Source organism: Paenibacillus sp. FSL W8-0919 (assembly GCF_038003785.1).
Lineage (GTDB): Bacteria > Bacillota > Bacilli > Paenibacillales > Paenibacillaceae > Paenibacillus_AQ > Paenibacillus_AQ lactis.
This window is the reverse complement of record NZ_JBBOPV010000001.1, coordinates 3,773,395-3,788,749: the sequence shown is the minus strand read 5'-3', so window position 1 is coordinate 3,788,749 and position 15,355 is coordinate 3,773,395. Positions and strand designations below refer to the sequence as shown.

General features: G+C 50.0%; 12 protein-coding genes. 1 reads left to right on the top strand and 11 read right to left on the bottom strand.

The window, feature by feature from the left end; genetic code table 11:
• Positions 1–32 precede the first annotated feature (32 nt).
• From pulA to NST44_RS17270, 5 genes are all read right to left on the bottom strand, one after another.
• Positions 33–1,985 (bottom strand): type I pullulanase, encoded by a 1,953-nt coding sequence (pulA, locus tag NST44_RS17290; RefSeq protein WP_007128569.1) that lies wholly within the window; start codon positions 1,983–1,985, stop codon positions 33–35.
• A 12-nt stretch (positions 1,986–1,997) separates the two neighbouring features.
• Positions 1,998–3,299 (bottom strand): DUF4129 domain-containing protein, encoded by a 1,302-nt coding sequence (locus tag NST44_RS17285; protein WP_210095078.1) that lies wholly within the window; start codon positions 3,297–3,299, stop codon positions 1,998–2,000.
• A complete protein-coding gene (locus NST44_RS17280) occupies positions 3,296–4,405 on the bottom strand; it encodes a DUF58 domain-containing protein (protein WP_210095079.1) in 1,110 nt (369 codons plus the stop codon). The genes NST44_RS17285 and NST44_RS17280 overlap by 4 nt, the downstream gene beginning before the upstream one ends.
• A gap of 12 nt (positions 4,406–4,417) precedes the next feature.
• Positions 4,418–5,398 (bottom strand): AAA family ATPase, encoded by a 981-nt coding sequence (locus tag NST44_RS17275; protein ID WP_007128572.1) that lies wholly within the window; start codon positions 5,396–5,398, stop codon positions 4,418–4,420.
• 113 nt (positions 5,399–5,511) lie between these two features.
• Entirely contained in the window at positions 5,512–5,880 is a 369-nt protein-coding gene (locus tag NST44_RS17270) for an antibiotic biosynthesis monooxygenase family protein (protein WP_007128573.1), read from the bottom strand.
• Between the two features lie 151 nt (positions 5,881–6,031).
• Here NST44_RS17270 and NST44_RS17265 point away from each other — a divergent pair, with 151 nt between their 5' ends.
• Positions 6,032–6,334, top strand: a complete 303-nt coding sequence (locus NST44_RS17265) for a hypothetical protein (protein WP_028406288.1) — start codon at positions 6,032–6,034, stop codon at positions 6,332–6,334.
• 100 nt (positions 6,335–6,434) lie between these two features.
• Here the strand turns inward: NST44_RS17265 and NST44_RS17260 are convergent, their stop codons facing one another.
• The 6 genes from NST44_RS17260 to NST44_RS17235 form a co-directional block, all read right to left on the bottom strand.
• Positions 6,435–7,373, bottom strand: a complete 939-nt coding sequence (locus NST44_RS17260) for an NAD(P)/FAD-dependent oxidoreductase (RefSeq protein WP_210095080.1) — start codon at positions 7,371–7,373, stop codon at positions 6,435–6,437.
• A gap of 275 nt (positions 7,374–7,648) precedes the next feature.
• On the bottom strand, positions 7,649–8,878 hold the full coding sequence (gene chrA, locus NST44_RS17255) for a chromate efflux transporter (protein ID WP_210095081.1): 1,230 nt from the start codon (positions 8,876–8,878) through the stop codon (positions 7,649–7,651).
• A gap of 378 nt (positions 8,879–9,256) precedes the next feature.
• On the bottom strand, positions 9,257–10,477 hold the full coding sequence (locus NST44_RS17250) for a CynX/NimT family MFS transporter (protein ID WP_340900220.1): 1,221 nt from the start codon (positions 10,475–10,477) through the stop codon (positions 9,257–9,259).
• A 164-nt stretch (positions 10,478–10,641) separates the two neighbouring features.
• Positions 10,642–12,015, bottom strand: a complete 1,374-nt coding sequence (locus tag NST44_RS17245) for a helix-turn-helix transcriptional regulator (RefSeq protein ID WP_340900218.1) — start codon at positions 12,013–12,015, stop codon at positions 10,642–10,644.
• Between the two features lie 146 nt (positions 12,016–12,161).
• Entirely contained in the window at positions 12,162–13,541 is a 1,380-nt protein-coding gene (locus tag NST44_RS17240) for a helix-turn-helix domain-containing protein (RefSeq protein ID WP_210095084.1), read from the bottom strand.
• 259 nt (positions 13,542–13,800) lie between these two features.
• Entirely contained in the window at positions 13,801–15,189 is a 1,389-nt protein-coding gene (locus tag NST44_RS17235) for a helix-turn-helix domain-containing protein (RefSeq protein ID WP_210095085.1), read from the bottom strand.
• Between the last annotated feature and the right edge of the window lie 166 nt (positions 15,190–15,355).

Genomic DNA, 15,355 nt, shown 5'->3' with positions numbered 1-15,355 from the left:
ATTGGTAATATCGCTTAAGCTCTTTCCGTACTTCAGCAGGAAAGAATAACGGCCCCGATCCCATCCACAGTCAATGTTGTCGGGGACAGCTGTTTGATCGTCTCTTCCCCTAAGAGGACGGTCCATTCTCCAAGCTCCGGCAGACTTAAGGTAGCCTCGTTTCGGCCGGCATAATAGAGAACATAGAGATGCCGGGCCTGATCGCCGCCGGCGTGATCTCGCAGCGTGAAGGCGATCGCCTGCTCCGGACAAGCCTCGAAACGCAGATGCTTACGAATCGTTTCCGCATCCCGCAGCCGGAATGCCGGACGCTCCTTGCGCAGCTGGATGAGCCGCTGAATATACTTGACGCCGTCCTGATGCTCCGCTGCTTGCCGCCAATCCAGGCGGTTCACCTCATCCGGCTCATTATAGCTGTTCTCGACCCCGCCTTTGGACCGGTAATATTCCTGACCGGCATGAATGAACGGAATCCCTTGGCTGGTGAGCGTGATGGCCGATGCCAGCCGGTGCATGTCCCGGCGAATATCATCGCTCTCGCCAGCCGTGGAGAGCTGGATTTTGTCCCAGAGCGTATGGTTATCGTGACACTCTACATAATTCACATTCTGGTCAGGCTCGGATGCAAATGACCGTATATCCGCCGAATACGAAATACCACCGGCAACACCCTGCTTCACCCGGTCCTTGAGCCCAGTTCCTCCGCTAATAAAGCCTTTGTATTGATATTTAAAAATATCGCCCTTAACCGCATCGCGGAACCCATCGTTAAAATGTCCGATTCTCGGCATCCGGTCAGCCTGCTGCTGATTGGCGCGCAGCTGCGGCGCAAGCTCGGTGTCCATGACCCAGCCTTCCCCGATCATGATGATCGACGGATCGATCTCATCAAGCGCTCCGCGGATTGCATTCATCGTCTCTACATCCATTAGGCCCATCAGATCGAAGCGGAAGCCGTCAATGCGGTATTCCTTGACCCAGTGCAGGACGGATTCCACAATGAATTTGCGCATCATCGGCCGCTCGGTTGCCGTATCGTTGCCGCAGCCCGAGCCGTTCGAAAACTTGCCGTCCTTCTTATAACGTAGATAATAACCTGGCACAAGCTTCGTGAAGTTGATTAAGTAACCATCGTACACATGGTTATACACCACATCCATGATGACCCGGAGTCCGCGATCATGCAGCGCTTGGACCAATTGCTTGAACTCGCGAATCCGAACTTCCGGCACATAAGGATCCGAGGCATAAGAACCTTCGGGCACATTGTAATTTTTCGGATCGTAGCCCCAATTATATTGCGGCTCATCAAGCCGAGTCTCGTCCACGCTTTCCGTTGCGTAATCGAATACGGGAAGCAGCTGCACATGGGTAACCCCGAGCTCCACAATGTGATCAAGTCCCGTCCGGATTCCTTCGGGTCCTTTTGTGCCCGCTTCGGTCAGCCCTGCGAACTTTCCCTTAAGATGAACTCCGCTGTCTGGATGGATCGTGTAATCCCGAACATGCAGTTCATAAATGACGGCATCCACAGCGCTTTCAAGCTTAGGCTTCGCTTCGGTCCAGCGCTCCGGATTGGTTGTCGACATGTCTAGAATATAAGCGCGGTCGCCGTTAACGCCTACGGCCTTGGCATAAGGGTCAATGGCTTCATTCCATTGCTCACCAATGCGAACCTGATAGGTATAGAATCGGCCCTTCAGGTCCTCTTTCACCCGCAGGAGCCATGTTCCCGATACATCGCGGGTCATCGCATAACGGTCCGCCTCCGTTGTCTTCCAATCGGAATAGACTAACACATAGGCCTCGCTTGCCGTCGGCGCCCAGAGGCGGAATAGGCTCTCCTGCGGACGATAGGTCAGGCCGAGATCGTCACCGTCATAATAAAATAATTGATCAAATTCCTTGGAGAACACCGATACGCCGCCGGTTACTGACAGATCTCCATAATCGATAACAGCATTGCTCTCTTTCTGTACGGACAAGCTCTTCACTCCTCATCTCTTCCTGCTGTGCTGCAGCCGCTGCACCTCTTCTTCCGTTAAGGACCGATTACCATAACGGGCCTTCTCATAGAGCTCGACCAAGGTCTCGGGCATCCGCTCCCGCGAATGTTCCTGCCAATCCTTAAGATCGTTCTCCGTTTCCCGGGGCGTTAAGGCTGCCTTCCAATTATACCCTTCCCGGATGCTTTGCAAAAGTATCCTGCGGTACATTTGGCGGATGATCTGATTCGGATCATGTCGCTCTTCGCCGCGATCCTTCTTGGACAAACGCATGCTGCCGAGAGCCCGCCGCAGCCGCTGCCCGGCTCGTTCATGCTCGATATCCTCGACCTCATCCTCATACCCCAGCGACGTTTGGGCTTCTTGCCGGGACATCATCCGATTCATCCACTTGGAGAGGATCCCGAGGAGCTTTGGCAGATGCTTCCCAAATCTCAAAAGAAGCAGCATAAGGCCGATTCCAATCGCGATAAATACGCCGTAAACCAGCGCCGATTCCAACCATTTCATGAACCGGCTCGGTCTCTTCTGCTCGCTGTCGGGCAGCTGGAGTTCAGGCGGCGGTTGAGGCGTCGCCTGCGATTCCGGAGGTGTCTCCGGACCTGCACTAAACAGTCCCGATAACCAAGAGGTCAGCCCCCGGGCCATCTCCTCGAACCAATGACGGAGCTGGGGAAGAAAAGCGATCGCTGCGATGATCAGAAGCAGCACCACGACGAATGAGCGGTTATATCGAAGCACGCGTCGTTCCAGCACAGGCTGATCCTTGCCCGGAAGCGTTTCGTCCAGCACCAGCTGCTGATTTACGATAAGCAGCGTAAGTGCCAATGCTCCTGCTCCGAACCAAGTAAGAACCGGTATTCCCGTCCGGAATGAATCCATGAAGGCCAGCACGAAGCTGCTGGCGCCGTATAGGATCAGGCCGACCAGGTAATAGGTTCCGGGAAACATGCTGCTCCAATCGATCTGCTCCATCCGGCTTCCGCGATAGCTGGCTGTAAATAGTACCGGAATCGCATAAGCCAGAAGGATGTCTATGCCTAATATCCAGCCCCCCAAGGCGATGGATACTACAGCGGCCCACATCACTGCTTTGAACTGCCGGTTCAAGCGAAGATAGGCACTGCCGGCATAGCCGATCAGATATGCTCCCCATGCTGCAGCCGGCCAAAGCCATGTCAAGGAATCGGGGAACAGGTAATAGGCGGGAATGAAAAGCACAGGGAAATAAAGGATGCACTCTACCAGGCTGTTAAAGAAAGCCCGCAGCAACCCGAATCCGCGGATCCTCATGCGGACACCTCCTTGCCTGCCACGATCATCCCGTCCTCGAGGAGCGCAACCTCGACGGAGTGGCCTTTCATCCTAAAGCGCTCAAGCAATGCTTCCAGCCGGGGACTTACATACGTCGTGAGCAAGATCATATCCACCGATTCCTCCTGGCGATCCAGCATGGACAGGAGATAATCATGGAACGACAGCTTACGGGTGAGCTCAAGCTTCGCAAGAAGTTCAAGGATCAAATCCTGCTGGGCTTCGCCGCCGGCTGCAGGGAGAAGCATGTCCTGCTCCTCTCCATCCACCACGGCCCCGTTCGTACCGAATCCAACCTCGATGCCTTGCGAGAGCAAGTGTGCGCTAATACCGGCCGCCAGACGAATTCCGTATTCAATCGGCTCCGGCCGCGTTACCTTGGTCCACATCCCCTCATGGTCTTCAATATTCAAGTAGATCATAAGGCGGCAATCCGCGGTCGTGTCCCGCCGGTATACCTGAAGGCTGCCCGTCCTGGCGGTGGCTTTCCATTGAATGTCCTTCATCGGATCGCCGCTGCGGTACTCGCGCACGCCGGAGATATGGAACGGATCCTCCATAATCCAACGCCGGACCAGCAGCTCGCCGATCCATGTTCGTACCGGGAGCTCCATCTCTGAGACGTCGAGCGGCCTCGGATACACCGTAATCCCGCCGGGAAGCGTCATGCTCTGCACGACGGACTGGATCCCCAGCAGATCGCCCGTCGTCATGGAGACGGTTCCAAGCCGGTACACGCCGCGCTGCTTTGCCGTGATGCGGTGCCTGCGCACGATTTTGGTCCAGGGAAGAAGGCTGAAGAAGCTCTTATGATTCTGGTTGTACTGTCCTTCGCTAATATTCAGATTCAGCTGGCTCTCAAAGGCAAGGCCTGTCCGAAATTGCGATTCAACCCGCAGCCAGGGAACCGGCAGCGCTTTCCGGTTTTCAATCGTCTCAATCAGCTCGATCGAATCTCCCTCATAGCAGGATGACGCCTTAAATGATCGGCTGTAGGTCAATTTTTTCAGCGCCGTTCGCTTGAAGAGCATGCCCTGCAAAAAAATGATCACAGCGGCGATCAGCAAAATCCAGTAAGCTCCCATCCGCGAGCCCCCTTAAGGCGCGATGCCGGCTTCCGTCGGTACCGGTACCTGTGTCAGCAAGCGCTTGATGACATCCTCCGCCGCCTCCGTCAAGCTCCGGCCTCTGACGCCGCCGCGCAGCTGCAAACGATGGGCCCACGCCGGCACAGCGAGCGTCTTCACATCGTCCGGCGTTACGAACGCTCTGCCCTCAAGAACGGCCTGAACCTGGACGGCCTTAAGCAGTGCCTGGCAGCCCCTTGGGCTTACGCCTGCGACTACGGCTTCGTCGGCTCTGGATTGCTCGGCCAGCTTTACGATATAAGATAACAGCTCGTCGCTCACATGCACCTTGTTGACGACTTGCCGTGCTTGAATCAGGCTGCTTGAAGCGGCAACCGCCGTCAGCGATTCCAGCGGCTGCTGTTCCTTGAACCGTTTTAGAATATCGACGCTCTCCTCGGCGGAGGGATATCCCATGCTCAGCTTAAACAGGAAACGGTCCAGCTGCGCTTCCGGCAGCGGGAAGGTTCCCTGCTGCTCCAGCGGATTTTGGGTCGCGATAACCAGAAACGGCTCCTGCAGCGCATGCGTCACGCCGTCAATGCTGATCTGGCGCTCCTCCATGCATTCCAGCAGACTGGCCTGCGTGCGGGGCGTAGCCCGGTTGATCTCATCCGCAAGCAGGATATTGGTAAACAGCGGGCCTGGTCGAAATTCAAATTCAGATATTTTTTGATTATAGAAGTAGATGCCGCTCAAATCCGAAGGGAGCAGGTCCGGCGTAAATTGTACTCGCTTGAACGTGCAGTCGACAGATCTTGATAAGGATTTGGCCAGCAGTGTTTTCCCCGTGCCCGGAACATCCTCGAGAAGCACATGGCCTGCGGTCACCATCGCGATGAACAGCCTGTCAATGAGCTGCTCCTTGCCTACAATAACCTTGGTTACGTTGGCACGGATCTCGTCTCTTAAGCGTCGAACGGAATCAAAATCGGTAATGATGGTAATCACTCCTTATGTTATAAGCATATCCATCAAAGTTCGTCATCAGCTACCTGGATTCCTGTTCGAGCCCTAAAATTAGCCGAAGTTCCTAAACTCGTATTAGCTGGACTTCGTGAACCTTATGAACCATATACCGTCTGATCATCGCCGGTTTCCGCGAGCTCGGCCAATTCCTGCTCCGCCTGCTCCCTGCCGTCCACGCGGATATCGATATAGTGCTTAATCTGCGGCGGATCCGCATAATAAGGCTCTAAAGCCTGAACCCACGTCTTGTAATCCGGATGGCCCCGGAAGCCGATCAGATGGTCCTTGATCCCCGTCCAACGGATCAGGAGTATATATTCGTCCCGATTCTCCACGCATTTGTGAAGCTCATGATCGACATATCCCTTTTTGGTCAACAGAACGGCTGAAGCCGTCCGGAAGGTACTCTCGAATTCACTAGCCAACCCCGGCTTGATATGCAGAACAGCGGTTTCCAGAATCATGGCGCTTCCCCCTCTTCACATCCGTCATTTTCGCGGCTTGCATCGCGTTTTGCCGGATCATGTTCAATACAGCCATAGAATGCATTAGGTGCAGTGAAGTATATGCTGGTATAATGGGAAGCATGAATACTCTTACAAGGATGAGACCATCATGGCATTCGGCATTACCAAACAAGAATTGCAGCAATGGAAGCAAAAGGTGTCTCGGGGAGAAATCGCATTTTTGACGCATTTCTGGTATGATCAGCGCTTCCCTGAGTTTCATACCGTGACGAAGGTGGGATGTTCGGACCTCCGCCGTCTTGAAGACTGGTGCTTGACCAACGGTCTGAACCCGCAATATATTCATGATCGCCAGCCTTACCCGCATTTCGACTTAATCGGTCCGAAGCAGACGGAGCTGCTGCGAAAATATGAGCTGGAGGACCATATCACCCGTTTCGGCTTGACCTAATAAACCCGCCTCTTGGCGGGAGTTCGTCGGAGATTCCCATTTCAAGAGGCGGGTTTATGGGCAAATTACTTGAACAAGCAAGGTAATTCACCGAATTCGTTTAATGTTCATTTCCACTCGGGTCGGCTATTTTTCGAAGCTCCTTATTGATCCAAATCGCCGCCGTAGCGCCCTCTCCCATTGCTACGGTGGACAATTCGGAATGAACCCCGATATCCCCTGCGGCCCACAGATGGTTGACATTGGTCATCTTGGACCTCGGATCCGTCTTGACATGCTGATTGTGCTCCAGCTCGGCCCCTAGCTGCCTTGCCAGATCGGAATGGATCCGGTTTCCGCCAAAGGCGATAAAGCCGCGTTCGGCCGGGATGGATTGCCCGTTCGCCAGCTCAATGGACGAGATTACTCCATCCGCTTTGCACTTCACCTCCGTTACACGCTCCTCGATATAAGAGATCCCTCGTTTCGATAGCCGCTCCATAAGTTCTGCGGAAGCTGGCTTACCTTCATGATTGACGTACGTCATATCGCCGGTTCTCTCGGACAGCAAAAGCGCCATGTTAGCTCCCGGTTCGCCCGTTCCCAGTACGACGGTCTTCCGGTCCTGAATTTCATATCCGTCACAGTCCGGACATACATAGACGGTACTGCCCAGCGTCTCCAGCAGTCCGGGAACGTCGGGGAAGCGGTCCGACAGGCCGGTTGCTAGCAGGAGCGTCTTCGCCCTGTATACAGTCCCGTCTTTTCCGGTTAACTCGAAATAATCGCCAAGCCTGTTCGCCTGCCGAATATCATCTTCAATAAAATTCACGCCGTACGATTCGGCCTGCGCTCGGCCAAGCTCCCTAAGCTTCCGACCGGATACGCCTTTTGGCCAGCCAAGAATATTATGATAGCTCCTGCAGATGACCGACCGTCCTGTTCCGCGGTCAATGACCGCAACCGAATAGACGGAATACCGCCCAAGCTGGATCGCAGCCTGTAATCCTGCAATGCCGCCTCCAACAATGATGCAATCCTTCACGTCCGTGCTGTTCATCGTATCCATCCACTCTTTTCTATACCGGATTCAGATTTGCTTCGTTTCTTCCATCAAGCTGCGGGGGAAGTTGTTGGCCCTTAATTCTTACTGATACACCCTACATATTTAACCAATCCGGCAAGAAATACTCCTGCAACGGCAAATAGGCTCCCGACTTAGGTCCAGAGCCTACAATGTAACAGCAAATAGGCTCCGGACTTACGTCCAGAGCTTGCGATGATATTCCGCTGAATGAAGCCGTGAGGATATTTACCGGAGCGAACCGATTGGGGTTACAGCAGCAGCTGCCCGGCTGCCGCGCCGGCAAGCACGACCACCCAAGGCGGGCACTTCCAAAACATCAGCATGGCGAACAAACCTGCACCGATGACAAATTCAATCGATCCGTCAATCGAGGATGTCCAGATCGGGTGGTATAGTGCAGCCAATAAGATGCCTACAACCGCCGCATTCATCCCCGTCAGCATCCCCTGGAGCTTCGCATGGGTTCGGATCGCGTTCCAGAAAGGCATGACGCCGACGATGAGCAGAAATCCCGGCAAAAAGATAGCGAGCGTAGCCAGTATGCCTCCAGGCACGCCTTGAATCAGCATCCCCAGGTAACCCGCAAATGTAAACAGGGGTCCCGGAACCGCCTGCGTTGCCCCATACCCGGTCAGAAATTCCTCTTTGGTCATCCATCCGTTCGCTACCGTCTCGCTCTCAAGAAGCGGCAGCACGACATGCCCGCCGCCAAATACCAGCGATCCGGAGCGGTAGAAGCTGTCAACAACAGCAATCCCGGTGCTGCCGGACAAGCTGGCCAGGACCGGCAAGCCGAGCAGCAGGATTAGAAACAGACCAAGGCATACCAGCCCTGTCGTCCGGCTGATCGGAATTCCCGCCTGTTTCGGTGCCGCCTCTTCCTCCCCTTGCTTCTTCCTGAAGATCCACCAGCCTAGGACTCCCGCAGCGGCAATCACTGATACCTGGGCGACGGGAGAGGTCCAGAGCAGCACAACGGACATGGCGGCAAAAGCAACCGCAGCGCGGATCGGACCGGAGGCCAGCTTTCCGGCCATTCCGAGCACGGCCTGTGCGACAATCGCAACCGCCACGATTTTGAGACCTTGGATCCAGCCTGCCGCGCCGGGATCGAAAGCCTCCATTAAATAAGCAAAGAGCATCAGCATGACAACCGATGGGAGCGTGAATCCAAGCCAGGCAATGATTCCCCCCCATAGCCCGGCACGCATGACGCCCACGCCGATACCTACCTGGCTGCTGGCAGGGCCGGGCAGAAATTGCGCCAGCGCGACCAGGTCTGCATAGGATTTCTCGTCCAGCCATTGCTTCCGTCTTACATAGGTTGTATGAAAATAGCCAAGATGGGCAATCGGACCTCCGAATGAGGTTAATCCAAGCTGCAGCGCGGTCCACCAGGTTTCGCGAATTGCGCGCCATCGGCCCTGCTGCGTGTCATAGGCAAGCCGGTTCTCCGTCTGCTGCTTCTCCATGTTCATCGCACTTCTCTCCCCTTGGTCAACGGTCATATAACAGATCCTTGGCTGTCCCATCCCAGGACGTTCCAAGCTCTTTCAATGCCTCTTTTTTGTTGGTCAACCTTTAGGATATATCAGATGCGGCGTTACCATCTACAGATTTATGTAAACGCTGTGTAAAATGTATTTTTCATGGGGGGTTATATCCGTGGGATTGGATGCTCCAACGATCATACGAAATAAATAGGTCAGCCAGAAATGTCTGGCTGACCTATTTATTGCAAGGGCTTATGGAGCAGATGAACATGCTTTGTCGTGAAGCTTTTTACTCCTGAAGTCTCGTTTTACATGTGCACAGAAAAATCTATCTTTTTCGCACCAAACCCAATCGATTCCGCTCTATTCTTGCTCTCCCCGCACCTTCAGGTATCCCGGCTTGGCGGCGCCCATTCCAAACAAGAACAGAAGAACAACAACGGCGGACAAAATCATAAGCGGCACCTTCCAGCCGGTGGTCATATCATGCAGGAAGCCGATGAGCATCGGCCCGACCGCTGCGAGCAAATAACCAAGGGACTGAGCCACGCCCGACAGGGCAGCCGCCTCCTGAGCGGTTCGTGTGCGGAGGGTGAAGAACATGAGCGACAGACTGAAGTTCGCACCGCCCGAAATACCGACCAGAATCACCCACAGCACATTCAACGACGTTAATCCGAACAATAAGCCGAGATACCCCGCCAGCATGCAAATCGCCGAAATCGAGACCAGCAAGCGCTGATTCGGGTTGCGGCCGGCCAGTACCGGAATAATGAATGAGAACGGTATGCTGACGAACTGAAGAATCGAGAGCATCCACCCGGCACCGCTGTAATCCATGCCTTGGCTTCGCAAAATTTCCGGCATCCAGGAGACGTTGACATAAAACGTAAACGACTGCAATCCCATGAAAAAGGTGACATACCAAGTCAGCGAAGAACGCAGCACATTCGGTGCTTTCCCCTGTTCGGAACGAATCTCTGCCTTCCGGTCACTGCTTCGCCATTCGATGACCCACACCGCTGTAGCGATCACCGCCAGGATTCCCCATACCAGCAAGGCGCCTTGCCATCCGAGTCCGGCCTGGGTAGCAAGCGGAATGCTGACACCGGATGCTACGGCGGCCAGCAGGTTCATGGATGCCGAATAGGTACCGGTCATCAATCCGATCTGACGCGGGAAATCGCGTTTGACCAGGCTAGGCAGCAGCACATTCCCCACCGCTATGGCCATACCGAGAAAGGCAGTGCCGAGCAGCAATGTAACCGGTGAGGATAAAGAGCGGATTCCGATGCCGAACATGAGCAGCACCATGCTCAGGAGCAGGGTTGTCTCCAATCCCCATTTTCTAGCCATAGCCGGCGCCATCGGAGACAGCAGCGCAAATGCCAACAGCGGCAGCGTGGTCAGCATGCCGGCCAATGTATTCGAAATCCCGGTATCATCCCGGATGATGCCGATTAACGGCCCTACGGACGTGATCGCTGCACGGAGGTTAATTGCAATCAGAATAATGCCTGCAAAAATCAACCAACGGCGTCCTGAGGACACGGAGTTCTTTTCGACCAATGATGTAGTAGACATGATAAGACTCCTCACTCCAACGATATGTAAAAATAAACTTATCCGATTTTATCACAAACCCTTCCTTTCGGCTACCGATCATAACAAACTTCTGCATCCATCGGATGGGCAGCCCGTCTGTCACAATGAATGAAGAGCAAGGTTCCAAGTCATTTTTACACGGGTTACACGACCGGCATCCAGGCATAAACCGATAATTTCTGAACCTCACGTATCAGCTCCTGATAACGCTGCTGGATCTCTGCTGAAGCATATGAACGGAATTGCTCGAATAGCCCCATGCACCTTAGCATGCCCTTATCGCTCCGAATCCGAATCGAATACTCGAAACTGTCCACGATGTAGGCTAACCCGCGATCGTACTGCTTGGCATTCAGGTAATAGATGCCTAGTTCGGCTAATAGGCGGGTGTAGTTATTTAGTGTCATCTGTTCATTTATCTTTGTAATTTTATTTCGCTGTTCTTTATACACAATATAATCCTTAAATTGCTCAAGCACATGATCAATCTGCATTTTATGACGATTCGCAGCCAGTACAATATTGCATAGTGCAATGAAAATCTCGTCCTCTCTTGTTGAGATGTACTCAACGTATTCGGGGAGCACTTCCCGATCCCCACTTAATAGCCTGTACAAGTATCGATTAGCTGTCGCCCACTCATGGAATTGGTTTAAGATTTTTTGTTCTTGTTCGGAAGGATTAATGACCCAGTCAGGGTAATCATATTGCGATACATGATGTAGAGCGCCGTCATAATCATCTATTGCCGCACAACAATTTTCTAGAACTAGATAAGAATAAAGCACATAAAAAATGACTGGTTGATTAGGTGTATTCGTATCCAAATAATTGCCGTTATCATATTGAACTCGAGCCTTTTTCCCCATTCTCTCCGCGAGACTTCTGACATTATCCCATCTGTCGAGGGAGAAGCTTACATTGATGACACGGACATAATCATCCAACTGATACGCCTCATTCAGGCGTTCTAAATAAGGTTCGAAGAGTACAACAGCTCGCCCATTTGATTCCTGATTGTTCTCAATGCGATGTTTAAATAGTCTATATTGACATAAGGCTAAGCGTTCGGAATGCTGATACTTCTCGCTTTCGGCTACGCATTCATAGAGCAATATTGCTGCTTTATATTTCGCTTCTTGAACAAACCTTTCTGCCAGCTCATATAGCATCGGCAAATAGGCGGTATTATCCAAGGTCATTCGGACGGCCGTATCAAGGCTATCCAATCTATCAAGCTCCGCACAGCGGTATAAAAACGGACCTAAGCGACGCCAATCCGGCGTGGAATGGAAGATACATTCATAAATGTACATTTCATAGAAATGTCCGTCTTCCAATCCCATGATTGAGGTAATCTGGTCTAACTGCTTCATTGATAATGGACGACGACCATTTATAATGCTGCTTAACGTTCCGCTGTTTATACCTGCAGCTTTGGCAAATTGGTTGATCGTCATTCCGTGCTCATCAATGAAACGTTCAATCTCTCCGCGAATCGTGGCTGTCGTTTTCACGCAACAACACCCCCAAGCTCCACCCAAAATATACATTACATTCTATTATTTAATATACCCCAGGCCAATAGTAAGGTTTATAAATGGATTGATTAAAATACATTTTATTTTAATATTGCCCTTCTATAGCTTTTCAAACTGGTAGACTATATCACCGGCATCCATGCATAAACCGATAATTTTTGAATATCGCTAATCAGATTCTGATAGCGTTGCTGGATTTCGGACGAAGCAAAGGGGCGGAATTGCTCGAACAGCCCCATACATCTCAGCATGCCCTTATCGCTGTGAATCCGAATTGAATACTCCAGACTGTTGACGATGTAAACTAAGCCCTGTTCGTATCGTTTAGCATTCAAATAATAAATGCCAAGTTCAGCTAAGAGGCGGGTATAGTTATTAATATTTACTTGCTCATCAATGGTGCCGATCCTGCTTTTTCGAGGCTGGTAAGCGATATAATTCTTGAAACGGTCCAAAATATGATCCACTTGAAGATGATACCGATTGACGGCCACCATGATATGAGTCAGAGCATGAAATATCTCATCTTCATTTGAACTTATAAACTCTACGTACACGTCCAGACTGTCAGGCTCTCCACTTAGTAATCGATACAAATACCTATTGGCTTTTGCCCATTCTGAAAACTGATCCGTTATAATAAGTTCTTCTTGACTGGGATTATCCACCCAATCTGGTTTTTCATAATACGATATCAATTCCAATGCTTTATCAAATTTTCCTCGCTCTTTGTAAGTATGGGATTCCATAAGATAAGAATATAAAATATAAAAAATGACTGGCTTATTGGGATAATCTTGCACCTGGTGTGCATTCCTGTTCTCAGAATAAAGCATTTTAGCTGCTTGTCTCATTCTCCTGCTTAAACGCTCAACTTCTCCCCATCGATGCAATGCCGAATAGGTATTTAATAGATTCTTGTATGCATCAAGTTGATAGCGTTCGTCCAATTTCTCTATATAGGGTTCAAATTGCACGGCTGCCTGTAAATTTTTCTCCTGGTCATCACTTAATTTGAGTGTGAATATTCGGTATTGGCAAAGAGCCAAGCGTTCAGAATGTTGGGACTTCTCACTCTCGGCCACACATTCAAATAGCAGCATTGATGCTTCGTTTCTTCCTGAATGATAAAAAGATTCTGCCAACTCAAATAGCATGGGTGCATAAGAGACATTATCCATTGTCATTCGGGCGGCTTTATCCAGGGAATCAAGCTTATCTAACTGAGCGCAGCGTTGCAGAAACGGGCCCAACCGGCGCCAATCTGGTGTTAAGTGAAATATAAACTCGTCGATATACATGTCGTAGAAATGCCCGTCTTCCAAACCCATACAATGCGTAATCCGATCCAACTGCTGCATAGACATTGGGCGATGACCATTAAGAATACTGCTTAGTGTTCCGCTATTCACTCCTGAAAGCCTTGCAAATTGATTAATAGTTAAACGATGATGATGTAGAAATTTATCGATTTCTCCGCGAATCGTGGCTGTCGTTTTCAAGCAACAACACCCCCAGAGCTTAACCAAATAGAAGTAAGACTATATCTATATTTCAAAATATATTTGGTTTTTAGTGCTCTTGCTAAAAAGGCTACTCCGCATATCAATTGTCTTGATATACGAAGTAGCCTAAATTATTTAATTGAGCATATAATTTTAGGTTTCAGTGCCTTCTCCATGTCTTAAAATATTAATTAGTTCGATACCACTATCGTTAAGAAAATCATTAATCATTGACGATGATACTAACAAGATCATACTACAAATAACCAATAGAACTGCCAATTTTCTTTTCATTTATTTTGTACACCTCACTTACCAATATTTTGTAATGTTCTGTTGCATTAAGTGATGCATTCTGTCGAAACATCTCAAATAACCCCATACATCTTACGATCCCCTTTGTACTATTAATCTTAATACAATTTTCCATACTATCCAATATAAAATCTAATCCCCTTTTGAAGTCTTTCTTATTTAAATAATAGATCCCTAATTCTGTTAGCAAACGTGTATACCGATCAACAGTTACTTGCTCACTAATTTTACCAATCATATTTTTTTGCTCTTTATAGACTAAGTATTCATTAAATCGTTCTAAAATGTGATCCACTTCCAACTTAAAGTGATTTGCAGCTATCATTATTTCACATATGGCAGGGAAGATTTCATCTTTCATATTCGCAATGTAGTCCACATACTCATTTAAAACTTCGACATGACCTGACATTAATCTATACAAGTAACGGTTTGCAATAGACCATTGTCTAAACTGAGAGATGATTTTATTTTCATCTTCCTGTGGTTCCTTAATCCATTCTGTCTCTGAATATAAAGAAACAAATGATAGAGCCCTCTCATAATCCCCACATTCACTACAGACTTTAGCACGAATAAGGTATGAATAGAGGATATAGAAGATCAATGGTTGATTGGAGTTTAACTGATTTCTATATAAGCCGTCCTTCTGTTTATATTGAATTTCGGCTTTTTCGCCCATCTTTTCTGCGAGTTCACCCATCTTTTTCCACCTTTGAAGAAATAAGTTCACATTTATTAACTTCACATAAGCATCCAGCTGATAACCTTCATCCAACCGATCAATATACGGCTCAAAAGACACGGCCGCTTGCAGATTCGCCTCCTGGTCCTCCGACAAGCTGAGCATAAAAAGCCGGTACTGGCAAAGAGCCAGCCGTTCGGAATGCTGGAACTTCTCGCTCTCGGCAACGCATTGATATAAAATGGCGGCTGCCTCATTCTTCCCTTCTTGAAACAATGTCTCCGCCATGTCGAACAGCATCGGGGCATACGCGACGTTATCCATCGTCATCCGGATCGCACGGTCCAGACAATCCAGCTTGTCCAGCTCGGCACAGCGAAGAAGGAAGGGGCCCAGCCGCCGCCAATCGGGCGTGGCATGAAAAATACATTCATCTATGTACAGATCGTAGAAATAACCATCGGGAAGTCCCATCCCGGACGTGATCCGGTCCAGCTGCTGCATCGAAATTGGTCGGTTCCCGTTCAGGATGTTGCTGAGCGTGCCGCTGTTCACCCCCGATAAATCTGCAAACCGGTTTATTGTCATCCCATGCTTGCGCAAATGCTCTTCTAACTGTTCGCGAATCGTGGTTAATTTCTCCAAGCTAACACCACCTCCGGGGTTGCAACCAAATATTAGGATATTGCTGTATATAGCTATCATATTGATTAATATTACACCGGTCAATACTTATTTACGTCATTATTTGACATTTGGTTTCGAAAATAAGAGAAAATATTTAAAGATTCAAGTATTTCCTGGAGGTTCC